At 56.3% G+C, this 22,951-nt stretch carries 22 protein-coding genes; 9 read left to right on the forward strand and 13 right to left on the reverse strand.

The features are described from left to right. Positions 1 to 8: 8 nt before the first annotated feature. The 8 genes from Mal65_RS27465 to Mal65_RS05630 all read right to left on the reverse strand — a co-directional run bounded on the left by Mal65_RS27465 (position 9) and on the right by Mal65_RS05630 (position 5,310). Positions 9 to 170: a GTP-binding protein gene (locus Mal65_RS27465; RefSeq protein WP_196784596.1), complete on the reverse strand. Its 162-nt coding sequence runs from the start codon at positions 168 to 170 to the stop codon at positions 9 to 11. 45 nt (positions 171 to 215) lie between these two features. Further along, positions 216 to 818, reverse strand: a complete 603-nt coding sequence (locus Mal65_RS05600) for a hypothetical protein (RefSeq protein WP_145294632.1) — start codon at positions 816 to 818, stop codon at positions 216 to 218. A 1-nt stretch (position 819) separates the two neighbouring features. Further along, positions 820 to 1,047, reverse strand: a complete 228-nt coding sequence (locus Mal65_RS05605; protein WP_145294635.1) for a hypothetical protein — start codon at positions 1,045 to 1,047, stop codon at positions 820 to 822. After that, a complete protein-coding gene (locus tag Mal65_RS05610; protein ID WP_145294637.1) occupies positions 1,041 to 2,189 on the reverse strand; it encodes an NAD(P)/FAD-dependent oxidoreductase in 1,149 nt (382 codons plus the stop codon). Before Mal65_RS05610 ends, Mal65_RS05605 begins: the two co-directional genes overlap by 7 nt. Beyond that, positions 2,186 to 2,878, reverse strand: a complete 693-nt coding sequence (locus Mal65_RS05615; protein ID WP_196784597.1) for a MerC domain-containing protein — start codon at positions 2,876 to 2,878, stop codon at positions 2,186 to 2,188. The genes Mal65_RS05610 and Mal65_RS05615 overlap by 4 nt, the downstream gene beginning before the upstream one ends. Beyond that, entirely contained in the window at positions 2,871 to 4,130 is a 1,260-nt protein-coding gene (zigA, locus tag Mal65_RS05620) for a zinc metallochaperone GTPase ZigA (RefSeq protein WP_145294642.1), read from the reverse strand. Before zigA ends, Mal65_RS05615 begins: the two co-directional genes overlap by 8 nt. Continuing rightward, a complete protein-coding gene (locus Mal65_RS05625; protein ID WP_165701090.1) occupies positions 4,127 to 4,648 on the reverse strand; it encodes a hypothetical protein in 522 nt (173 codons plus the stop codon). Before Mal65_RS05625 ends, zigA begins: the two co-directional genes overlap by 4 nt. A 143-nt stretch (positions 4,649 to 4,791) precedes the next feature. Beyond that, positions 4,792 to 5,310, reverse strand: coding sequence for a hypothetical protein (locus Mal65_RS05630; protein ID WP_145294648.1), 519 nt, complete (start codon positions 5,308 to 5,310; stop codon positions 4,792 to 4,794). Between the two features lie 28 nt (positions 5,311 to 5,338). Between Mal65_RS05630 and Mal65_RS05635 the strand changes: the two genes are divergently transcribed. Beyond that, complete coding sequence (locus Mal65_RS05635) at positions 5,339 to 5,572, forward strand: FmdB family zinc ribbon protein (protein WP_196784598.1); 234 nt, start codon at positions 5,339 to 5,341, stop codon at positions 5,570 to 5,572. Positions 5,573 to 5,575: 3 nt separating this feature from the next. On the opposite strand, the gene Mal65_RS05640 is transcribed toward Mal65_RS05635, so the two are convergent. Beyond that, positions 5,576 to 6,622, reverse strand: coding sequence for a hypothetical protein (locus tag Mal65_RS05640; RefSeq protein ID WP_145294654.1), 1,047 nt, complete (start codon positions 6,620 to 6,622; stop codon positions 5,576 to 5,578). A gap of 484 nt (positions 6,623 to 7,106) precedes the next feature. Between Mal65_RS05640 and Mal65_RS05645 the strand changes: the two genes are divergently transcribed. From Mal65_RS05645 to Mal65_RS05655, 3 genes are read left to right on the forward strand one after another with little or no spacing between them, the layout of a single operon-like run. Continuing rightward, complete coding sequence (locus Mal65_RS05645; protein ID WP_165701091.1) at positions 7,107 to 8,174, forward strand: cytochrome c peroxidase; 1,068 nt, start codon at positions 7,107 to 7,109, stop codon at positions 8,172 to 8,174. Beyond that, positions 8,171 to 9,082, forward strand: a complete 912-nt coding sequence (locus Mal65_RS05650) for a hypothetical protein (protein WP_231131288.1) — start codon at positions 8,171 to 8,173, stop codon at positions 9,080 to 9,082. The genes Mal65_RS05645 and Mal65_RS05650 overlap by 4 nt, the downstream gene beginning before the upstream one ends. Further along, positions 9,079 to 10,920, forward strand: coding sequence for an alkaline phosphatase D family protein (locus Mal65_RS05655; RefSeq protein ID WP_145294659.1), 1,842 nt, complete (start codon positions 9,079 to 9,081; stop codon positions 10,918 to 10,920). The genes Mal65_RS05650 and Mal65_RS05655 overlap by 4 nt, the downstream gene beginning before the upstream one ends. A 44-nt stretch (positions 10,921 to 10,964) precedes the next feature. Here Mal65_RS05655 and Mal65_RS05660 read toward each other — a convergent pair whose 3' ends face one another. Continuing rightward, positions 10,965 to 12,380, reverse strand: coding sequence for a sulfatase (locus Mal65_RS05660; protein WP_145294662.1), 1,416 nt, complete (start codon positions 12,378 to 12,380; stop codon positions 10,965 to 10,967). A gap of 399 nt (positions 12,381 to 12,779) precedes the next feature. Between Mal65_RS05660 and Mal65_RS05665 the strand changes: the two genes are divergently transcribed. From Mal65_RS05665 to Mal65_RS05675, 3 genes are all read left to right on the forward strand, one after another. Further along, positions 12,780 to 14,348, forward strand: a complete 1,569-nt coding sequence (locus Mal65_RS05665) for a sulfatase family protein (RefSeq protein ID WP_145294665.1) — start codon at positions 12,780 to 12,782, stop codon at positions 14,346 to 14,348. 77 nt (positions 14,349 to 14,425) lie between these two features. Continuing rightward, positions 14,426 to 15,493 (forward strand): glycosyl hydrolase, encoded by a 1,068-nt coding sequence (locus tag Mal65_RS05670; protein WP_145294668.1) that lies wholly within the window; start codon positions 14,426 to 14,428, stop codon positions 15,491 to 15,493. A gap of 152 nt (positions 15,494 to 15,645) precedes the next feature. Beyond that, positions 15,646 to 16,968, forward strand: coding sequence for an endo-1,4-beta-xylanase (locus Mal65_RS05675; RefSeq protein WP_231131289.1), 1,323 nt, complete (start codon positions 15,646 to 15,648; stop codon positions 16,966 to 16,968). 10 nt (positions 16,969 to 16,978) lie between these two features. On the opposite strand, the gene Mal65_RS05680 is transcribed toward Mal65_RS05675, so the two are convergent. The 3 genes from Mal65_RS05680 to Mal65_RS05690 form a co-directional block, all read right to left on the reverse strand. Next, a complete protein-coding gene (locus Mal65_RS05680) occupies positions 16,979 to 18,490 on the reverse strand; it encodes a hypothetical protein (RefSeq protein ID WP_196784599.1) in 1,512 nt (503 codons plus the stop codon). A gap of 344 nt (positions 18,491 to 18,834) precedes the next feature. Beyond that, on the reverse strand, positions 18,835 to 19,713 hold the full coding sequence (locus Mal65_RS05685; RefSeq protein WP_145294675.1) for a family 16 glycosylhydrolase: 879 nt from the start codon (positions 19,711 to 19,713) through the stop codon (positions 18,835 to 18,837). Between the two features lie 131 nt (positions 19,714 to 19,844). After that, entirely contained in the window at positions 19,845 to 20,657 is an 813-nt protein-coding gene (locus tag Mal65_RS05690; RefSeq protein WP_145294678.1) for a 3-keto-alpha-glucoside-1,2-lyase-like domain-containing protein, read from the reverse strand. A gap of 64 nt (positions 20,658 to 20,721) precedes the next feature. Between Mal65_RS05690 and Mal65_RS27300 the strand changes: the two genes are divergently transcribed. Together Mal65_RS27300 and Mal65_RS05695 are read left to right on the forward strand one after the other, a co-directional pair. Next, entirely contained in the window at positions 20,722 to 20,844 is a 123-nt protein-coding gene (locus Mal65_RS27300; RefSeq protein ID WP_261342881.1) for a hypothetical protein, read from the forward strand. 335 nt (positions 20,845 to 21,179) lie between these two features. Then, positions 21,180 to 22,730: a sulfatase family protein gene (locus tag Mal65_RS05695; protein WP_145294681.1), complete on the forward strand. Its 1,551-nt coding sequence runs from the start codon at positions 21,180 to 21,182 to the stop codon at positions 22,728 to 22,730. Positions 22,731 to 22,951: the final 221 nt, after the last annotated feature.

Below are 22,951 nucleotides of genomic sequence, written 5' to 3' on the forward strand. Positions count from 1 at the left end.
TGGTTGATTCAAGCGAGCTTGGTGGAATGGAAATGTTCGGTCCCGTGGTTTCGATCAACACGACGACGGAACAGAGCACACCGAATCGACATGGGGTCAAGCAGCGTCGTCTTTCCGGCGCCAAGGAAACCGGACAGCACGGTGACGGGCAATTTGCGAGTTTTGCTCATGCGTTCTCTGATGGTTGCGAGGGCGATGATTCGGGGCGATCTTCCCTAGGCCGTAAAGGCGTCGAAGTTTCCGGCGACTTGGATGGAAAGCACACGCCACGCCGAAGCCATCGTTTCAGCAGCAATGACGCGTCGTTTGCCGTTGTCCCATGCCGCAAGCGTCCGCCGCCGGTACTCGATTCCTAAGCGATCCGCGATGTCCACTTCATAGCCACGGATCCAATCGATCAGTTGCAAGGTCAGCATGACGCAATTGTGGCGTTGGGATTCGCTTGGGGGACGCAGTGTCGGTAAATCATCCTCTGACCAGGGCGGGCAGCGGAGCGTCGCCTGATGTGTGTACTTGGGCCGATACTCGTAGCGTGGCAAGAACACGCCGCCCCATCGATCGTCACCGAAAAACACGCCGAAGCCGCGCAGCACGACACGGCGATGGTCTGGCAATTCAAGCGTGTAAACGCTCGAGCAATCTTTACGGCTGGCGGGCGGCTTGGCTCGGTTGAAGCCCAATTCCAACAACCAATTGCCTTCACGCCGCAAAACGTCCTGTCCCCAGCACCAAATCTGTTGGCTCAGCAAGTCCACCGCTTGTTCGGTGATTCGACGGATGGTGCTTTGCTGGTCATTCGGTTGGAGTGCGACCGGCATCTCAGTCAGCCTTAGCCGTCGAGATAGAAGCCACATTGGCGACGAGCCAAAAAGATGCCGCGAACAATTGCAACCAGTCTCCGTTCGAACTGATGCCATAGACGAACACGCTGCCCATCCAGCAGATGCTTGCGAATGTCTGCCCGAGCCATTCCATGGAAAGCACCCTTTCCAGTCGACGGCGTTGAGGGGTTGGAGAGACGGTAACGTTGGGTTCATTCGTCAACATGAAACGCATTCCTCGCCACAGCACGACAGGTCATCCAGGTACATGCCCCACTTGCGATAGGATTCCAGTTCCTCCGCGGGCAAGCCCAAGGAAGTCGCGATAGCTTTGGCAACGACCGCAAATCGCTGACGGTATTTGTAAATGAAACAGAAAACGTGGTTGTCGTGACGGACCGCGGGTCCACACAAAAACAACCCAGGTGTCACCGTCGATTCGTCGTTCTCGTTCAGTTTGGGAAAGCCGTCATCGCGTTGCTTGAACAGGTCAGCGACCAACTGGTGACTGCCTTCGAATCCGCCGGCCAGCAACGGCGGTGTGGACGTCGGAAACCAGCGGCCGTCCAGGGCCTTGACTTCAAAGCCGTCCTCGTATTTCTTGACCGAGGCGATGGGCGTGTGCGGAAAGAGTTCGACGAATTGTTCGAACCAATCTTCACGCATCCGTTCCAGCGAATACGTCGACAGCGCAATGCTGGGGTCGGAGCTCTCGTCTTTCCACGGACACGCTTTATCGAACAGCCGAACACGTTTGTCACAGCAAGCGAGGTGATAGGCCGCGTCGACACCACTTTCGTAGCCACCGATGACGATGAAGTCGTCGCCGTCCAAGTCCTCATAACTGGGGATGGTTGCCGTGTGTCGACAGAATTCGCTGCCCGGGAAACCGTTCAGCCGAGGGTATTGAAATTCACCCGCGGCCCAAATGACGTGCTTCGCGCGAAGCGTCTCGGTGGGCGTGTCCACGCGAAAGTCTTCGCCGACTTTGGTGACCCGCAATACATCAGTTTGCTCGCGAACGGGAAGCTCGAAAAACTGTGCGACACCACGCAGGTGTGACGCGTACTCTTCGCCGGTCGGGTGTTCCACTTCCAAACTGAAAGCGGGCGAAACGCCGACCGCGATCGAATTCAGGTCCAGCATACCGATCGAATTGGTCGGAAACGACGGCGTGATGAATCGAGTCTCCGCCGGCCAAGCGGCAAACGAAGCACCGACCGTATCGCGTTCAAGCACGGCGAAGTTTTTCACGCCGGCGTGCATCAGTGCGACGGCGACGCCGATACCGGCCGCCCCGCCACCGACGACGACCACATCCAATGTGTGTTGCCCAGCATCTTGTGTTTCAGCGAAGGCTTTGATCATGCGGTCACCGCTGCGGTTTCGTCTTCGCAGCAACCGCACGAGCAGCCGAAACGTCGATTCAGCAAATGCGCCGACACCAGAACGATACCGCCCAGCGGCGTCATCCAGGGAACCAACGTGGCAACCAACTGGCTAGACGATGATGGAGGCGTTTGCTGGGTGGTGTCGGTGACTGAGTTGCCTTCGACGCTGTCGCTTTCGCCTGTCGAACTTTCATCCGCAGCGCAGTGTGGACAGCAAGCTTCGGTGCAATCGTCCGACGAAGCGGCGGCGTTGACCCCGGACGCCGGATCCGTCGGGGCCACTGTCGATGCGGCTGTCGTGTTTTCGCACGCCGCACAGCATTCGCCGGCGAATCCGAATGCGGCAACCGAAATCATCACCAATCCGACGCTGCCGATCATCACCGGCGTCAATCGGCCGTGCTTCCGCAAACCTGGAACGAATGCGGTCAACGCAATCGCGAAACAACCGACGGCCATCCATTGGTGGAACGCTTCATCGGCCAAGAAGCTAAGCCCCAGTGCGGGCAGGTAGGCAATCACAAACGGCATCGCGGCACAGTGAATCGCGCACCCCACCGACGCAACCATCCCGGCCCAGTCGCTCCAACCGGACCACACGGATTTCGCAACCGATTCAGCCTCGCCTGCGGGCGCCGCATCAATCACAAACAGCTCACTACTCACCGCAGGTCTCCAAGGATTCTTCGTCGTCGGTCTGTAATTCGATCTGCGGAAACGGATCGTCATACTCGGCCCAAGCTTCGGGACCCTGGGCGAATTCGTCGTCGTCAAGCAAGCACTCGTCCAGGGCCTCGATGATGCGATTCTGGTCCATCGCATGACCGATAAAGACCAGTTCTTGATGGCGATCCCCGTAGGCGCCGACGATCTTTGCCTTGATTTCCGCAATGATTTCTTCTTCTTCCGGCCACTCGTCGGCCGGTGCCGCGGCCCACCAATACCCGGCGGGATCCATGCGGATCGAACAACCGGCATGAGACCAGTCGTATGCCCAATCGTTTCGGGACGCGATCCACATCAAGCCTTTGCTTCGCAGCACGCCGTCCAGCGGTTGCCCCGACCCGAATCCTTCGTTCATCGCTGTGGATAGACGCTGGGGATGGAATGGTCGGTCGTGTCGATAGACAAAATGGCTGATGCCGTATTCTTCGGTTTCGGTTTGTTCTTGACCCCGAGGAACTTCCAGCCAGCCAGGCGATGATTCCGCTTCGCTAAGTTCAAAGCGACCCGTTCCCATCACTTCTTCCAGCGGCACACGACTCTCTCGAGAACGCAGGATTTTTGCGTTCGGGTTCAATCGGCGAATGACTTGTTCCAACTGTTCGACGTCATAAGCCGACAGCAGATCGATTTTGTTGATGATGATGACGTTGGCAAACTCGATCTGGTCGACCAACAGGTCGACGATGTTTCGCTGGTCGTCTTCGCTGACCCCGAGACGCCGGTCGGACAAGTCATCCCAAGACCCAAAGTCTTTGAAGAAGTTGCCGGCATCGACCACGGTGACCATCGTGTCCAATTCCGCAACGCTGGACAAACTGTTGCCGTCTTCGTCTTCAAAGGTAAAGGTCTCGGCCACGGGCATGGGTTCACTGATGCCGGTCGATTCGATCAACAGGTAATCGAACCGGCCTTCCCGAGCCAACCGAGACACCTCGATCAACAAGTCCTCTCGCAGCGTGCAGCAAATGCAGCCGTTGCTCATTTCCACCAACTGCTCATCGGTTCGTGACAAGTCAGCGCCGCCATCGCGCACGAGTGCCGCGTCGATGTTGACTTCGCTCATGTCGTTGACGATCACGGCCACTCGCATCCCCTTGCGGTTGGCCAATACATGATTCAACAACGTCGTCTTTCCGGCACCCAAGAATCCCGACAAAACGGTCACGGGCAAACGTTTTGGCGTATCGCTCATCGGCTTTCCTCGCTGGACAACGAATGGGTTTGTAAGCTTGCCCGCAGTACGACGCTTAACTGCGAAGGCGTTGTGTGGTCGACCAGGCGGATGGTCGGTTGCCGCAGGCCATCGAGTGCCACCGGGACGCCCAGGTCTTTCAGGTCGACCAGCCGAACGCCCTGGACCTGCAGGCGTTCGCAGTACATCCGAGCGGTCGGGTTAAGCCGGCGACTGTGGTACACCAAAAAGCTGGCGTCGCGCATCGACCAAGCCCGCTTGGCGATCACCTGGCAAGACTCGTCCGTTTCACCGAACAGTGTCGGGATCGTTGCGCCCGCCCAATGGTGCGCCAGTGCCTCGGCCACAAACGTGTCGACCGCAACGACCTGCGGCGTCGGCCGTTGCGGCGGAACGCTTTGGCCCCGGGCGACGGCGCCCCACTTAAACATAGTCACCAAGGCGACCGTACAAACCATTGCACTGAACCGCATGAATGAAGCTCCCTGGACACGATTGAATTCGACTGGCAAAAGCATAGCAAATGCAACAGATTTGCAAAAGCGGGTTTTTGCGATTTCCTCACATCGGGTTTCACCGCCCCAGGCTGGCGGCGACCCGATGGTGCTGGGGTGAGCGGCGGTTTTCGCGTATAGCCAAGCGTTCCGACGTCCCGCGTGGTCTACGACGCTGGCATCGTTTTCAGCTTTTCGATCTGGTCAGAAATTTGTTTAGAGATGGCGCCGGTCTCGACGTCGTCGCCGCCGTGCAGGGTCCCGTCCAGTTCCCCGAAGGCGTCTATTAGTGCTTCGGTGGCGTTGTTGATCGCGTCTTGTTGCTCGCTTGTCAGGTTTGCCTTTTTGGCGAGTCCCGGCAAAGATTCGATCACGTGTCCGATTTCGTGCAGCTCATGGTGGGCGTCTTCCGGGTCGCCACTTTCGAACGCGGTGACGATCGTTCCGCCCATTTCCTGGATGTGCTCGACCGCCTCGCCGAGCGATTCCGGATGGTCGTGGCTGCCATGATCGTGGCCGTCATGATCACGGTCGTGATCGTCATGCCCCGGGCTCAGCGTGGTTGCATCTCCGCTGGAGGTGTCGGTTGGCCCACAGCCCGCAAACGCAACGACGATCGGCAGGGTCAGCAGCGAGGTTGCCGGGATCCTTCTGCGTGGAATATGCAACGATTGCAAGTGATGCATTCGGTGCGGTCGAAAAGTTCACGCCGCGATGGCGTTCACTCAAAAGGATGATTTGATGCCGATTTATGTCTATGAGACTCTTTCAGGCAACGAGCAAGAGAAGCCGTTGCGTTTCGAAATCATGCAGTCCATGGCTGATGAACCGTTGACCCGGCATCCTGAAACGGGCCAACCCGTTCGCCGCGTCATTGCGGGCGGGTATTCTTTGCCGGTTTCATCCAAGAAAGGCGGTTGCTGTTCGTCCGGTTGCTCGTGTGGCTGAACCCTATCGGGATTCGACCGTGCCAGCCGATTCTTCGGGTGGGGGAACCGGCAGCGTTGCCAGTCCGGAATAGAACATCATTGATTCTTCCGCGGCACGCACGGCATCAGGATCCAGCCGTCGGAGTCGATCCAACTCGGTCGCCGCAGCGGGCAAGGGACACGCCTTTAAGTATTGGACCGCCTTTGGTTTGATAAAGCTGGATTCATCCGTCGCGGATTCAAACAATTCGACAACGCGATCCACCGCTGACCAGTCTTCCCAGCGGGCCAGGTCGGGAATCACAAGATCGGATAAATCGGGCTGCCGAAGCACGATTCGCAGTGACTGTGCCAGCCGATCACGCGGCAGGACCGACAGATCGGTGCCATGGACACGTATTGCGCTGATGGCGGCAAAGGCTTCGGAGTAATCGACGTCTGGGTTCGCCAAGTAGTCTTTTTCGATTTCAACCAAAGCGGATTCGCCGCCAAGTGTGATCAGGCAGGCGATGGCCGCATCCATGCCCGGGTCAAACGTCGGATCGCTGGCACGGACGCGAAGTAGTTCGTCAAACAGGCGAGCGTCGTCCGCTGTTCCGCAGTGTCCGAGCAGTGTCCAAAACAAACGGCGACGATGCCGCGAAATGGAAGTGTCGCGAAGCTGTTGCAGGACCCAGGTGCGATCAAGCTTTGCCTTCAATGACGCGATGTCCTTCATCGAAGCTTCGGCGAATTCGTTATAGGCGTCGTCGGAAACGAGTTCGTTGTCGTGACGCAGGTAACGTAGGAAGTGCTCCAAACGCTGGGGCCCTTCATCCGCCAGACTCTCTAGCTCGCGAAGGTAGGGCACTGCGCTGGTCGAGATCGCCGTCGGGGCAACCCAATCGATCGAATCTTGGCCGTAACCCAACAGCCAGAACGTTCCTTTGGCCGAGATCTTCTCGATGGTGTCGACTTCGACCGATTTGTCTTTCAGGCTCGGTTCGCCCTTGATGACCTCGTCGATATGCAGACGGCACACATAGAATCCATCGGGCTGTTCGGTCACCGATTCGCAACGGGCGATCACCGCAGCGGAAGCTCCTTTCAGGTCATCGCTGATCGTTGGTGCGAGCGCGGAGCAAAACGGACAGGCCTGAACCGATGCGACTGGGCAGGTACAGATGATCGCCAGTAGCGGAATGAGCGCGAATTCATACCATCGTCTGCTTCTGCGGATATACCGGCTGATCGAGGATCGCGTTGTCGCCGTAAATGGGATGGTCATTCTTAGGGAAAACAATGTTCAGCCCGGCATCGTCATGAAGGTGTGGTTGTTCACACGCAAGCTAGCGAATCTGGGCCACCGCAGGCAATGTGAATGCGACGCCTGGGCTTTGACGCGTTCGCCCAACAGCAGGTGTTTCATGGGGGGCCGATCGTGTCGGGTATGGAACGTCCGGCTTGGTTAGACTGTGTCGCATCATTCTTGCCGAGTTGCTCTGCGATCCCTGAACCATGGATTCGATTGGTTCGAATGTTTTTCGATGTCCTTTTGCCGCTGGAGCGGACACATGTCATTGCGACAATCGATCGGTTTGGCTGAAATCCAAAAAGAGCGGTGGTCTGCGTCGATCGGTCGATCGTCGCCGATCTGCTGGATCGGTATCGCGGTCGTCATGCTGATGTTGGTTTTCGCCGATCCGAATCTTCGTGCGGACGATCTCTTGGCCCGGGCACAGTCACACTTTGACATCGTGCCGGCGCCGGATGCGGCGCTTGTTTCGTCCGCAAAGGCTGAACTGGGCCGCGCGTTGTTTTGGGACACGCGAATTTCGGTGGGCGGTCAGGTGTCCTGTGGCAGTTGTCATTTGCCCGGAAGTGGTGGCGCCGATCCACGCCGTTTTTCCAAGCGAGCCAAGGGGGACCTGACCAAGCGAAATTCACAGACGGTGTTCAACGCGATGTTTCAAGATGAACTTCGCTGGCTTGCCGATCGGCCGTCGTTGCAGGTCCAAGCCAGCGGGTCGTTGACCGGATCACTGGGGCATGACGACAAAGAATCAGCCGAAGCACGACTGGTCGAACTTGGATATGCGTTGCGGCTGAAGAAAGTGTTTGGCGATGGCGACGATGGTTCGCCAATCGATCAGTTCGGGCGAGCCGTTGCGGGGTATGAGAAAACACTGACCACACCGGCAGATTTTGATCGCTATCTGTCGGGGGATGAAAACGCGTTGAAGACGACACAACACAAAGGCTTGCAACTGTTCATGGATATCGGGTGTGTGGATTGTCATTCCGGGCGTTTGTTGGGAGGCCAGCTGATGTCGGTGTTCGGTGTGTTCGGCGACTACTGGACGGCAACCGGATCGACGAACGTTGACGAAGGCCTGCATGCGAAAACCAAACAGCCAGCAGACCGATATCGTTTTCGTGTTCCGATGTTGCGGAACATCACGGCCACTGGCCCATACTTTCATGACGGATCGGTTGGTGACTTGTCGCAAGCGGTGCGGGTGATGGCCAAGGTTCAGTTGGATCGAACATTGACGGATGCGGAATGCGATGCGATCGTCCAGTTTCTAGATTCTTTGACGGGGAAGGTTCCCCGGAACTTTTCGCCACCGGATGGTGAATGATTGGAAAGCGTAAGGTGCGGTCGGCGATGTCGGATGATCGAAAAGGCTCGGATGCCGTGCTGTTGTGGATTTTGCGTGCGTCGGCATTTTTGTGTCTGGCCGGCTGGACATGGGTGCATCTGTACTGGGAGGGACCCTATGGCGTTTTGTTGTGGCAGGACGCCACCTATGACTTGGCCAGTCGACTTGGGATCGACTGGGATCAGTTTGTCGGAAGCGGCGCGGATGATGGCTGGGTCCAGCTTTGGCTGGGACGAATCGGCTGGATTTATCTTGCGGTGACGCCACTCACGCTGACGGCCGGGCGACGGTCTTACGTTCAGTGGGGGGGACTGGCGATCGCTAGCGTGATGCTGTTCATCTTGAGTTATGCCAAGTATGTCGCATCGCAGTACCAGCTTCCCATGTTGGTCGAACACGGTGGCCAGATTCTTTCGCCGGTCTTGTTGGCGACGGCGCTCGCATTGGGGGTGCGACACCGGGTGACGCTGGCCATGGCGATGGTTGCGGTGGTGACGACCTTTGCCGGCCACGGTAGCTATGCCGTCGGTTGGTGGCCGACCCCCGGAAATTTCTATGCTATGATCACGCTGGTTTTTGGCGTGGAATACGAATCGGCGACGGCACTGTTGCATCTAGCCGGCGTGCTTGACTTTGTTGTCTGTGTTGCCGTGTTTGTTCCACCTGTACGCCGGCTTGCGGTCGGCTACGCTGTTCTATGGGGATGCCTCACGTCATTGGCACGCCCCGTCGCCGGGATGTCGTGGGATCTGAATTACTGGGGCGCCGACCAGTATGTTCATGATGCTGTTTTGCGAGCACCGCACTTTTTGATACCGCTGTATCTGTTCGTACTCTGGAAACGGCGGCAGTCCGTGGACGAACGTGATGTCGAGGAAAATGTATGAAGCCGCTGATTCCGTTTTCGTTGCTTGTTCTTATGACGCTTGCCGGAAATACGGTCCAGGCACAGCAGAATTCGAATCGGCGAAATCGCGTCGATTTGAGTATTCCGCAAGTCGCTGAAAAGGATGCGATCTGTTTTGCCTTGTACACGGTCAGCGACCAGACGCTGAAGCTGACCGCCCAACTTTATCCCCTATCGGACGACCAACCAAAGACCGTTCGTTTGGAGGTCCAGAAGGACGGGCAATGGGTGGAAGTGGATCGTGCCGAAGTGATCCAGCCCGGATGGACCGCCACGATGCGCGTCGATGATTGGGACGACACCCAAGATGCAAACTATCGGGTGCTGTACGGAACCAAGGCCAAGTACGAAGGCAAGATTCGAAAGAATCCCGTCGACGAAGACGAAATTGTGATCGCCGCCTTTACCGGCAACTCCATTCAACCGGCGCACGGCGGCGACATTTCACGTCAAGATTTGATCGACAATGTCAATCGAATCGACGCGGATCTGTTGTTCTTTTCCGGCGACCAAGTCTATGACCACAATCGGCACTTGGCCGCTTGGCTGAAATTCGGACGAGATTTCGGCCAGATCATCAAAGACCGACCGACCGTGACGTTGCCCGATGACCATGACGTGGGCCAGCCGAACCTGTGGGGCGAAAGCGGAAAGATCTCCACGCTCAGCGGTGCATCCGATGGCGGCTATGCGAAGCCGGCGGTCTATGTCAAAGAAGTCGAACGGGCGCAGACCAGCCATCTTCCGGATCCGGTTGATCCGAAACCGATCGGTCAAGGCATCGGTGTCTATTTCACCAATTTGAACTGGGGCAATGTCGACTTTGCGATCCTGGAAGATCGGAAGTTCAAAACGGGACCTGCCGGACGCGTGCCGAAGCAAGGTCCGCGCCCCGACCACATTCGAAACCCTGATTACGATCCGGCCAGCGTCGATGTTGACGGGGCGGTCCTGTTGGGCCAGCGGCAACTGAACTTCCTTGACCGTTGGTCAAAAGATTGGCGAAACGCCGACATGAAGGTCGCATTGTCTCAGACCATCTTTTGTGGCGGCGCCCACATTCACGGATCGGCCAGCGGTCGTTTGCATGCGGACATGGATTCCAATGGCTGGCCGCAAACGGGACGCAATCGTGCATTGGCCGCCTTGCGCAAAGCGTTTGCGTTTCATCTGGCGGGCGACCAACACTTGGCGACGATCTTTCATCATGGAATCGACGAACACCGCGACGCGGTCTGGTCGTTCTGTGTCCCGTCGATCGCCAATCTTTATCTTCGCTGGTGGGATCCGTTGACGCCCGGAGCCAACCGCGAACCCGGAGCGCCGGATTACACCGGAGACCAAGAAGACGGCTTCGCCAACAAGGTGACCAACTATGCGGCGGCCAACCCGGACAAGAAACCTGCCGGAAACTTGCTAAACACACGTGCGGCAGGGTTCGGCGTGGTGCGGCTGAATACCAAGACTCGAATGATCACCATGGAATGCTGGCCGCGCAACGTCGACATCACGTCTTCCGACGCCCAGCAGTATCCGGGGTGGCCACGAACCATTTCCCAGTTCGATAATTACAATCCTCCATCGTGGGAACCCCGCCGTACGCTGCTGTTTGACGTTGCCGATCCAGTCGTGCAGTTATCCGACGCCGATACCTACGAGGTGCTGTACACCGTCCGTGCCGTTGGCAAATCATTCACGCCGCATGCCCCCAAAGGCAAACGTTTCATCGTGAAGGCGGGCCGAGATGTGCTGGATACGCTGGCGACGCCGAACCTTGAAACCGAAGGCGATCCCATTCGGGTTTCCCTGGAGAAGTGATTTCGAAACGCAATCCGATGATCGCGAAAGTGCCGCCAGCATTTTCATTCGGAGTACAGCGGTGAATCCGAACCGGTGCTGCCGGGCAGCGGTTTGGCATTGGTTTTCGGGATCCATCGCGAAAGGGTTTCGACGGCGGCTTGATAAGCCTCGGGAACCTGGCCGTCGGCGATCAGGTTTTGCCATTCATGGGGATCCACGCGGTGATCGTACAGTTCGCGGCTGCCGTCGGCGTAAACGGTGTATCGAAGATGTTCGCCGCGAATCGAATGGTTGTTCGGGCCGAACGTGCAGATGGCAGGTCGTTCCCAGGTGGCATCGGGGTTCAGCAGCAACGGCCGCAGGCTGATGCCATCCAGGCCATCGACCATCGGCAGGCCGCACATTTCCAGCAACGTCGGATAAACATCGATCAGCCCGACCGGTCGGCCGCAGCGGCGGTCACGGCAGGTGTCTGGTCCGGTCACGATTAGCGGGACTCGTGTCGTTTCTTCCCACAGACTTCGCTTGGCCCAGCGAAGTTTTTCGCCCAGGTGGAACCCATGGTCGCTCCAAAGCACCACGATGGTATTGTCGGCGGCGCCACTGGCATCAAGCGAATCGACCAGCATGCCCACCAGCGAATCGACGAAACTGTTCGCCGCCAGATACGACTGGACCGCGATTTTCCACTGATCATTTTCGACCATCCAACGATGTCGCGGCGCGGTCGGGTTCAACGTCAACTGCTTTGCGATTTCGGGCAGGTCATCAATGTCGCTGTTCGTGGTCGCCGGCAATTGAACTTCATCAATCGGGTACAGATCGAACCATTTTTTGGATGCGTAAACCGGGACGTGAGGAAGGTGGAATCCGACGGCTAAGAAGAACGGTTGATCGCGTTTGGCCAGTTCACCCAATTGCTGGGCGGCCCAAGCGGCGGTCTGGTGATCCCGCTGTTGTTCATCGGGGACATCGACTTGGCCCCAGTCCCACAGCGGGTGGGAACCCGGCACGGTGTAGTTCAACTTCTGATCACCGCGCCGCCATCCTTGCGTCCGTTCGATGTGGTCGAACGACGCGGGGTCTGCTTTCCCATGAAAGATCTTGCCCCGCGTGGTGACGTAAAACCCATGCTTTCGAAACGTCTGGAACAGGGTCGTTTCATCTCGTGTCGGTGAAACCGAACGAAAGTTTGGCCCCAGGAAGTACATCCCGGTGGTCGAAGGCCGCTTTCCTAAAAACATGCTGACGCGGGAAGGATTACAAATCGGTGCCTGGCAATGGGCGTTGGTAAAGGTCACGCCGCGTGCGGCTAATGCGTCGATGTGCGGCGTTTGGGCCTGCGGATGTCCTTCGTAACAGCCCAGCCAGTCATTCAGATCATCGATCGCGATGAACAAGATGTTGGGTTTTTCCGAAGCGTCTAGCGTGCCGAAATTGAATCCGACGAAGGTGACCGCAAACAAAAGCCAGCGCATATTGAAGATTTCCTGGGGGAGGTCCGTGCGACGCCGCCACCGTTAGACGGCCGTTCGCAAAGGTGCGTCGATTCGGCGCAGAAACGTATTGTATCCCTTTCGGCGACATCGCCTGAGGCTAGCCGCCCGGGACCTGCTGTCGTGGCAGCGGTCTGTTGTCGCGTTTGGACCTGTGTCAGGGTCAAGCATTGGCAATTCTTGTTACGATTGCTTTCGGTCTTGTTCGTTCGAATTTGCGCGCAGAACCGGCCGACGGCAGGCCCCAAAACGTCGGGCATCAATCACGACGCCATCCCATTGGCTGTTCCATTGCTTTTTAAGATGCGACGACGTTTCAATGGGGGCAGCATGCCACCCGACGCATATCCAAAAATGAAACGACACCGAAAGTTCATTCGAATGAGATCCACATTGATCGTCTTGGCGATCGCCGCAATGTTGCAATCTGCGTCGGCCCAGCGTCAGCCGAACATCATCTTCATCATGTCCGATGATCATGCGGCGCATGCGATTGGTGCTTATGGCGGACGGTTATCGGAACTGAATCCGACGCCGAATCTGGACCGTTTGGCCGCCGGTGGTATCCGGTTCGAAAACGTGTTTTGCAACAACTCGATTTGCACGCCCAGTCGCGCGTCGATCATCACCGGACAATATCCGCAAACCAATGGCGTTTTGGATCTGGATATCCCTTTGGATCCAGAAAAACAGTACTTGCCAAAAGAAATGCGACGTCTCGGCTACAGCACCGCCGTGATCGGGAAATGGCATTTGCATACCGAACCGGTCGCCTTTGACTACTACAAAGTGCTGCCCGGACAGGGGAAGTATTTCGACCCCGATTTTCATGAGAAAGGGAAGGGGCCATGGCCCAACAATCGGGTCAGCAGCAAGGGGCATTCCTCCGACGTGATCACGGACCTGGCGATCGAGTACATCGACGGTCTGGACAAGTCCAAGCCGTTCTTTCTGATGCATCACTACAAGGGGCCACACGACATGTTCGAACACGCGCCTCGCTACGAAGACTATCTGGCCAAGACGGAGATCCCCGAACCGTCCAGCTTGTATTATCAACCGAATTGGGGTTCGATCGGAACGCGAGGGAAGGATGGCGCGTTGGAAAGCTATATCGGGACGTCGATTTCCGATCGCCACCAGTATCGCAACTACAACGATATGTTGTTGGAATCCAAGTTCGCGGGGCCCGAATCAGCACACCGTGGCTATCAAAAATATCTGAAAGCGTATCTGCGATGTGTCAAAGGCGTCGACGACAATCTGGGACGATTGTTCGATCACTTGAAATCCCACGGCCTATGGGAAAACACCGTCATTATCTACACGGGCGACCAAGGAATGATGCTGGGTGAGCACGATCTGCAAGACAAACGGTGGATGTACGATGAATCGATGCGGATGCCTCTGATCATTCACTGCCCCCAGATGATCCGCGGCGGCACCGTGTCGGATCTGTTGATCAACAATACCGATTTTGCACCGACGATGATCGAATTGGCGGGCGGTCAATCACCGGGCTACATGCAAGGCCGAAGCTTTGTCAACACGCTGCGGGGCCGTGAAGAGTCGGGATGGCGGACCGGGACCTACTATCGATATTGGATGCACATCATCCACCACTATGTCCCCGCCCACTTTGGGATCCGTTCCAAAGATCACAAGCTGATCTTCTACTACGGAAAACACTATCTGCCTGAATCTGATTTCGGAAAGTACTACTGGGCCACTCAGTACCACGGAATCGCGGATGCAACGCCCGTGGCTTGGGAATTCTACGACCTGAAAAACGATCCCCATGAACTGGACAACCGGTACAACGATCCGGCATACCAAGAGGTCATCCAGGAACTGAAAAACGAACTAAGGAAACAACGTGCGGAATTGAACGAAACGGATACGGCGTACCCTGAGATTCAAGCGATCGTCGATCGCCACTGGGATGATTGAATCGGGCAGAGAATTTGAAACGGGACACTGAACGAAACAGCGTTGTTTGGGAACATGAACCTCTTAGGAATCGAACGATGATTGGAACTGTTTGCCTGCGTCACCTGTTGATTTCCGTTTTGATGGCCATTTTGGTGCGGAACGCGGTTGCGATCGAACCGGTCAATCCAAACCTGAATGACAAGGCCCGTGCGGTATTGAATTACCTGGAATCGATCTACGGTGATCGTGTGCTGGTTGGGATGAATGGTGATCGGGAAACGGAAAAAGCAATCCAAATCAGCGGCAAGCGTCCCGCGATAGTGAACTATGACCTTTGTGGATGGAACAGTCCGACGTGGGGCAAGAGCTATACCAAGGTTATGGACGCCAAGATCGAACCGATCCTGCAGCGAGCCAAACAGGGCACCATCATTACGATGACGTTCCACTGGAAGAATCCAGCGAACAAGGATGGCACCGCTTGGGTGAAACCGCCCAAGGGCACCGGACCGTTTGACATGAAAGCTGGGACGACACCAGGCACACCGGAATACAAAGCAGTCATGGAAGATCTGCGGCGTCATGGCGATTATCTGCAGGTCTTCGAAGACGCCGGGGTGCCCATCCTGTTCCGTCCGCTTCACGAAATTGACGGAGGATGGTTCTGGTGGACCGATGCGGAGACGCCAGAAAATACGGCGGAACTTTATCGGATGATCTTCAACTACTACGTCAAAGAACGAAAGCTGGACAATCTGATTTGGGTCTACAACGCGGGCGTCAAATGCGCCGGGGCGGATCCGGCCGACCCCGTCGAAGCGATCGAGCATCGTAAGCGGTATTATCCCGGCGACCAGTACGTCGACATTTCGGGAATCGATATCTATCCCAGCGAACACTACGGATGGAAGCTGCCGCAGGAGTCATCCTATGCGAAGGCTTTTGAGATCATGAGAAAGGTGACGCCCGGCAAAATGCTGGCCTTCAGCGAGGGCGCGGGTATTCCCGACCCAGACGCGATGTCCGAGACGGGACCGAAGTGGTTGTACTGCCTGCCATGGTGGGCCGATCATCGATTGAATCCCAAAGACTGGGTCGACAAGACATTCAATCATCCGTTGATGGTCACCTTGGACGAATTGCCGGACTGGGATGCCCGGTAGAGGTTCAATCACTTGCCATTGGTGCGGTGCTCTCGCGCCCGTGGCGGAATGGCGGGAAACATTTGCATTCCGCAGTTCAATGTTGTTTGTGTGTTCGATTCGAAAGGCTTGACGTGAAGATTGCTGTCCACACGGCCGTATGTGTTGCGTTCATGACGATGCTATGCACCGCAAACGAACCCGCGTGGGATTTGGCGGAGGCGGAAAAGAGAATTCGGCAACACCGGATGAGCGATGCCGTTGTCGAGATCACCCTGCCCGACGGCATTCAGGCCCCGGCAGGAGTGACGGTGACGATCGATCAAACCGGGCACGAATTCCATTTTGGCGGGTTCTTGGGTCCCGTCAGGGTCTATCACGACCGGCCTGAACTGCAGACCTTTCTGAAGCAGTTCTCCCAGGTGTTCAACTATGCCACGTTGCCGTTTTACTGGAGTCAACACGAACGACAGCCTGGTACGTGGATGCTGAATGAGCATACCGAGAAAGCGATGCGTTTTGCTCGGGAACAAGGCATGACGACCAAGGGGCACCCGATGATGTGGCACAACACCTTGCCGGCCTTTATCGAACAAGAGCCCCGTGTGGATCAGATCGATCGCTATGTCATGGATCACGTTCGCATGTTGGCGAGTGAATATTCGCTGGTCGATCAGTGGGACTTATACAATGAGACTCCAGGGATCCGATTAAAGCCAGCGGAGAACGGTGCGAGGCGTTGGGTGGAATCCTTGGGCGGACCGGGCCCGTGTACGCAGAAGATCGTCAGTGCGGTGCGTCAAGTTCAGCCCGGCGGGTACTTTCTGTTGAATCACTTTCGTCACGACGATCCACAGTACCACGACCAGATTCGGTATTGCCTAGACCATGGCGTGGACTTCAGTGCCATCGGGATTCAAACCCATATGCATAAAAAGTCCGATGTGATCACACCGGAACAACTGTGGGACATGCTGCAGCGATTTGCGCAGTACAAAAAGCCGATTCATTTGACGGAGGTTTCGATCGTCAGCTGTGAACCGCTCAGCGATTGGCGGCAGGTACAACAACAGGAGGCTGCTGTCGAAAGAGCTCGACGCAATCATGGACCCGATCCGGCGATTCCCAGTACCCCCGACGGCGAAAGACGTCAGGCGGAGAGCCTGCGGGAGTTTTACACAATAGCTTTCAGCCATCCGAATGTGGAAGCAATCGTTTGGTGGAGCCTCTCGGACGAAAAGGCTTGGCGTGGGATGCCCAGCGGGCTATTGGACACTCAGCTGAATCCCAAACCCGCCTACGAAACCTTGGATCAATTGGTCAACCACCAGTGGCGGACATCGGAAAGTTGCGACGTCGATGAACAGGGCCGCGTCAGCTTCCGTGGCTTTCGCGGTGATTACCGTGTCACCCTGGCCAAAGATGGCGTCAAGCTGGAAGGAACCTTTCGTTTGACCGAAGAAAATGCGGACGCCATTTCCGTGTCATTGCATTGACATCGCTTCATTATCGCTGCGGTTCATCCCTGTCCTGGTCGACCGAAATGATCGGGGTGACCGGCTCGGCATCATCTTTGAAACCATCGACACCTTGTTTGAAGAAATGAATTTTGTCGATGCGATAGCCGCCCGAACGACCGCAGATCCAAAAATAGTGGTCGCCCTTGTCAAGTTGATAGACGGGTGTCGAAAAGTGACCATCTGACTTGGCAACGGAGCCATAGTTGTCATGCGTGGTGTGCCAGGTGAATCCCGTTCCGCTGTCGAATGATTCTTGATTGATGGCATGATAGGTCTTGCGAGTGATTCCGTATGGGTGAACCGGGTTCAGCCCCATCAGTGTCCAACAGTCGTTCCACTTGTCACGCTCGGGGGCGCCCTTGTGAGACGAACGCAGAGCCATTCGATATTCGCCGGGATGGGTGATACGCAAACGGTACATCAGCACGCCTTGGTGTTGATGACTGATTTTGTGGATCCATGACGGCATCCAACGAATGTATCCGTCGCCACTGAAGTCGGATTCGCTGGTTTCCACCACCCAGTCGTCGGTCAGCGGTACGCTTTCCGCTTCGATGACCAGTTTCCCGTCCACTTCCTTGAAAATGCTTTGTCCTTGGGGCGGAACGACATCGGGGGCCACGCCGGCCGGTGCGTCTGGCGTCGTTTGGGGATCGCCGGTGTTGGAAATGGAATCGGTGCCAAACCAATCCTTCATTTCCGCGATGGAGACCACCGTGTCGGTTCCGTTGATCCCGATCAGCCAAGTCAGCATTCCGGCATCGGAAACGTCTGGTTTTCCTGCGGCGATTCGATCATAGACCCAATTCAGCTTGGAATCCGCGTGGTGCTTCAGCCACTGGAAATCATCGTTGGACGATCCCTTCAGGCCTTGCCCCTTGCTGCCGTTTTGGTCTTTGATCCGAAGGTAGCCGATGTCGGGAACCAGCCGCTGAATGTCGTTCCAGTTGCGATGCCACAACCGCGGTTTGAAGTATTCGTTGTAGTCGTGATGTGACACGATGGTGACGTGTTTTCTGGCGTCCGCGTCGGCGGCCTCCAGCGCGCGGTAGATCAACTCCATTGGTCCTGCCGCGATTAGATACAGAGGATCCTTTGCGGTTGATTCGTTGATGACACCGGTCAAGTGTTCGATTGCGCGATTCGGCTGGATCGCGGCATCGAAGAAGCGGTTGCGATCGAATCCAAAGCGGGCCTGTGCACCCATCGCACTTTGCCACATGCGATTTTCTTCGGGATCGATTCGCTCGTACTCCAGGAAGTTGTTGAAATCGAAGTGCACCAGGTTGTCTTGCAGTCCCGCTTTGGCCATCACCGCCATGGTCAGCGGTGTGGCGCCAACGTCATCGGCATCCGCGTGCGGGTTGCCATCCGCACTGATCGCGATTCGGTTGTCACGTGTCCACGGTGATTCTTCCGCGCTGGCCGGTACCGCTTGGATCCCAGCCAAGGCAACCACAGCGATCCATAGGGTCGAATGGGGCTTCGTCGCATTCATGGCTTGGTCCTTGTCATTGCTTCAGTAATCTACGTGGGGAGCGTTATCGCCATGAGTTTGATTGCCTTTGCGGGAAATCTTTTCACCACGAGGTTTGTCAAACTTTGGAATGCAACGCGTCGATGGGAATCAGCTATCCGGCATGGAAACACGCAGGTTGCCGAGCGCTGTGAACATGGCATGTCTCGGCGAAGTATACGCTAGTCGCACGCCGTGATTGCGGCCATTTTGAGATTCGAAATCGCCGTTAATGACGACGTGATGAACCCTTCAGCGCCCATCCCGGATGTCGTCCGTAACTGCAACACGACTCGTTTTTCGGCGAACGCCTTGACGCAAGTCAATCAGGGAATGCGTTGCCAAATCCGCACATAGTCGACCTCCATGCTGGTCGGAAAGGCATCAGCGGCATCGACGTCGGATGGGACGAAACCCTTGGGCGTGTAGATGGAATAGGGTGGCCGCAGCCCCAACGAAATTGCCACGTTCATTTCACGGTGCCAATAGCGATTGGGTTTTTGGCCGACCTGTTGTCCGTCGACAAACCAAGTGATCGTTTCCGGTGTTACATCACACCCATAGATGTGGAAGTCATCACGAGGGTCAAACGGCAGTTTCAATTCGTTCGCCTGATCGGCTTTGAACCGGGCGTCGTTCGGGCGTTGCCAACTGCGTCCCGCGATTCCCGGTTTGCCGTTGGACAGAATCGCGTGCAAATTGAAGTCGGCGACCTTCTCGTTACCTTCCAAACGGTCACCACGCTGGGTCAGTTCGACGATGTCGATTTCACTGTACCGTGTTTCTCCTTCGGCCAAGATCGTGTCATCAATCCTGCTGTACAGCCAAAACGCCGGGCATACGCCGGGAAACAACGGGGCGCCTTTGATGCGAGCCTCGTAGTAGCCGTAGGTTCCCTTGACGTGTGACTTCAGCATGCCGGATGTGTATGGCGTCGGTGCTCGTCGGCCGACGGTGATCGGTTCGTCAAGCTTGCGCATCGTCAGACGCACGGTGCCGTCCGCAACACTGGTGTTGTTCTGGTTGTCCCAGACCCAGGCGCCGAAGTTTTCGGGCGACGCATTCCACTTTCGCCAATCAACGCTGTCGCCATTGAAGTCATCGGATCGGTCCCACCGAATTTTCCACTTCTCGGTGGGCTGTGCGGTGAAGGGCAAGTTGTTCCTGCTGGTCTGGGCTTGCGATTCGTCGCTCTGGAAGGACATGGCTGCCACCAGCCAACCAAGGACGAGCAGTGAACGATGGGGGAACGGCATCAGTCGGACTTTCAGTGATTCGCTTGTCGGGGACAGGACTGTTCGTGTGGTGAAGGCATCAGGACGATGAAGAGCCTGATCTACGGCGCGAGCGAGTAAACCTTGACGTCATCAACACGTGCTTCGCGACGCGCCGAAAAGCGAATCATGTCTTTGGTTGGGTGATCAAAGCCGTCCGAAGTGAACGTTGCAATTTTCGTTCCGTCCAACTGAACGGAAAATATGTCGCCACGTATCGTGATAACGGCATCATGCCACTGTCCCAAGGTGATGGGATGTTGCCACTTGCGTTCGTACTGTTTCACAGCCGCCTTTTGTTCGGCGGTTGCGGTTCCCGCCTTGGCGGCATCGCGATACGACTTCTTCATGCGACCGTTTTTGAAGTCCAGGATCTCGATTTCTTGTGGACGAAAGTTGACTTTGCAAATGTGGCCGGCATGCACATCGGGAAAACCCATGTCGGCGATATCGATTCCGAAATCGTCGGCTTTGTTATCCAGGCGGAATCGCAATTGAATCTGACAGTCTTTGAATTCGGCCGGGTGCGTTACTGACACGCCATGGTCGGCGGTCTTGTGTCGGAAAATGAACATGGCCCCATCGCCCAGGTCGACCTGCTTGTTTCCGCCCGCTCGTTTGTCGCTGTTGGTTCCCCAACCGTTGCCCAGTTCGTCGGTTTGTTCCTGCGACTCATTTCTTTCAAAATCGTCTTCAAACAACAGCGTGCGTTTGCCGTCGGATTCGGCCGACGCATTCAAATCGTCTGCTGCGGAAACTTGGGTGTCGAAGGAAAGACCGATTCCGATCAAAGCCGTCAATCCGCACAGAAGTGCCAACGTCGGAAACGTTGCGATGCAGATTTCGGGAAACAAACTCGTCAGTCGCTGGGACATTTGGCATCGAGGCATGTGGGGCCAACCTTGGTCTTGAGGCGTGGTTTCTGGTGGGAGCAAAAAGATGGAACGAGACGCTGGAACGGGCGAAAACCAGACGCAGTTTCTGCATGCAGAGACAGTGGTTGATTTTCCCGTCTGGTTCTTTTTGGGGCGCGGTCTGATTCCCGTGACCAACGCTGGCTAGAATAGTTCATTCCGCCTGGCATGTTTCGCCAACCACACGGATTGGAAAGCTCCGCCTGACGAAGTCGCTGTTGCTCAGCCGATTGGATGCTTGTTGCAGAAGGATAGATCTGCCGCATTGGGCTGGCAATGACGCGGATCAAGCGAAGTTCCGATTTCGATGGGCGTCATGCCCCGTCAAAATGCCCCGTTAGAATGCCGCGTCAAACCAAGGGCGGGTGTTTGGTGGCGGCGGGAAAAAGATCGAGTGGCTTGAACGCGACGCACCGCGAGGTTTTGCCACAACTGACTTCACCACACACTGTCATTGACCACTGAAGGATATCCTACGGATCCATGAAACCTCGAATCTCATTCCTGCTCGGCGTCTTGTTGCTGGCCGCCACAACGCCGATCGCAAACGGGGCCAACCAATCGCGTCCCAACATCTTGTGGATCACGATCGAAGATTGGAGCCCCGATCTGTCCTGCTATGGCACCAAGGGGATACACACACCCTTTGTCGACCAACTGGCATCCGAGGGGATTCGATACGAACGAGCCTTCACGACGTCACCGGTTTGTTCAACGTCACGGTCAGCCATGATGACCGGTTTCCATCAAAACTACATCGGTGCGCATCAACACCGCACCGAAGACAAGAAGCCGTTGCCCTACGGCATTCGGCCGATCCCACATTTGTTGGCCGACGCGGGATACTACACGTGTTTGATGAGTTGGAAGACGGATTGCAATTTTCTGCCGGATCAAAAGTCTGATCTTTTCATGGGCGTCGATTGGAAGGATCGCGATCCGGATCAACCATTTTTCGCACGGATTACTTTCGGTGGAACCCATCGTGCTTGGAATCGTGACCCGGAGCGACCGATCGATATTAAAGATGTCGAATTGCCGCCGTATTACGCCGACACGCCGCTGATTCGCCGTGACTGGGCCAATGGTTTGGAACAGATGCAGTTGGTCGATCGCGAAGTCGGGGCGTTGCTTAAGCGACTGCAGGACGAAGGCTTGGCAGACAACACGATCGTATTCTTCATTGGTGACCACGGTCGGTGTCACATCCGCGGCAAACAGTTCCTGTACGACGAAGGGACTCGCATTCCCATGATCATGCGTTGGCCGGGAAAAGTGCAGCCGGGGCAGGTCAATGATGATTTGGTGATGTCGATCGACATCTGTGCGACGGTTTTGGAAGGTGCCGGTGTTACCCCGCCGGTGCCGCTGCATGGCAAGAGTCTGTTCAGCGACGACGTCAAGAATCGACGCTACACGTTCGCGGCACGGGACAAGATGGACGACACGCATGATTCGATGCGATCGATTCGGTCCAAAGATTTCAAGCTGATTTTGAACTTGATGCCCGAGCGAGCTTACTGCCAATTCAGCTTCTACAAAGAGGGGGCTTATCCGCCGTTGGCCGAAATGAACGTGCTGAATTTGGAAGGAAAGCTGACCCCAGAGCAAGCCGCGTTCATGTCGCCCCGCAAGCCGCCGGTCGAGCTGTTCGATCTGCGCAAGGATCCGCACGAGATTCACAACGTCGCCGATGATCCGGAATACGCGGATGTGAAGGCCGAGTTGTTGGCGGAACTGACGCGTTGGCGAAACGATGTGATCCACGACACCGGCGTCTCCGACGCATTTCGTGCCGAAGGCGTCTTTCCTGATCAATGCCCCTCGGACACCGTCGGCCAGTGGGTCCAAGATCACGCCGACGAATACGATTTCAAAACGTACGGCGTTCCGGGCTGGTACCCCACTCGAACCCTGGAACAATGGCGACAGGTTCGTGAGATGTGGAAACCCTGGGTCTTTCGTGAACCCGAAAGCACGATGAAGCGGCCCGAAATTCCGTTCACCAAAAAGCCCAAGGACCGCAAGAAATAGTGGTGGCGGGTTTCGAACCGACGACAACGGCAGGGCCGCCGTTGTCGCGGTCGGTCACGCAGTTTTGAAAAACTTTGGGAATCGGTGATGGAGACCGGCGGCCTTTGACGCACTGTGTTTGATGGGGATCCCCGGGCGCGGCCCAAGACCGGGATTTTCCAACCAACCGATCCGTTGCCGTGTGCCGCACCGCATCAACACCGAAGCATCAACGCCGACGC

The organism is Crateriforma conspicua, from assembly GCF_007752935.1.
Classification (GTDB): Bacteria; Planctomycetota; Planctomycetia; order Pirellulales; family Pirellulaceae; genus Crateriforma; species Crateriforma conspicua.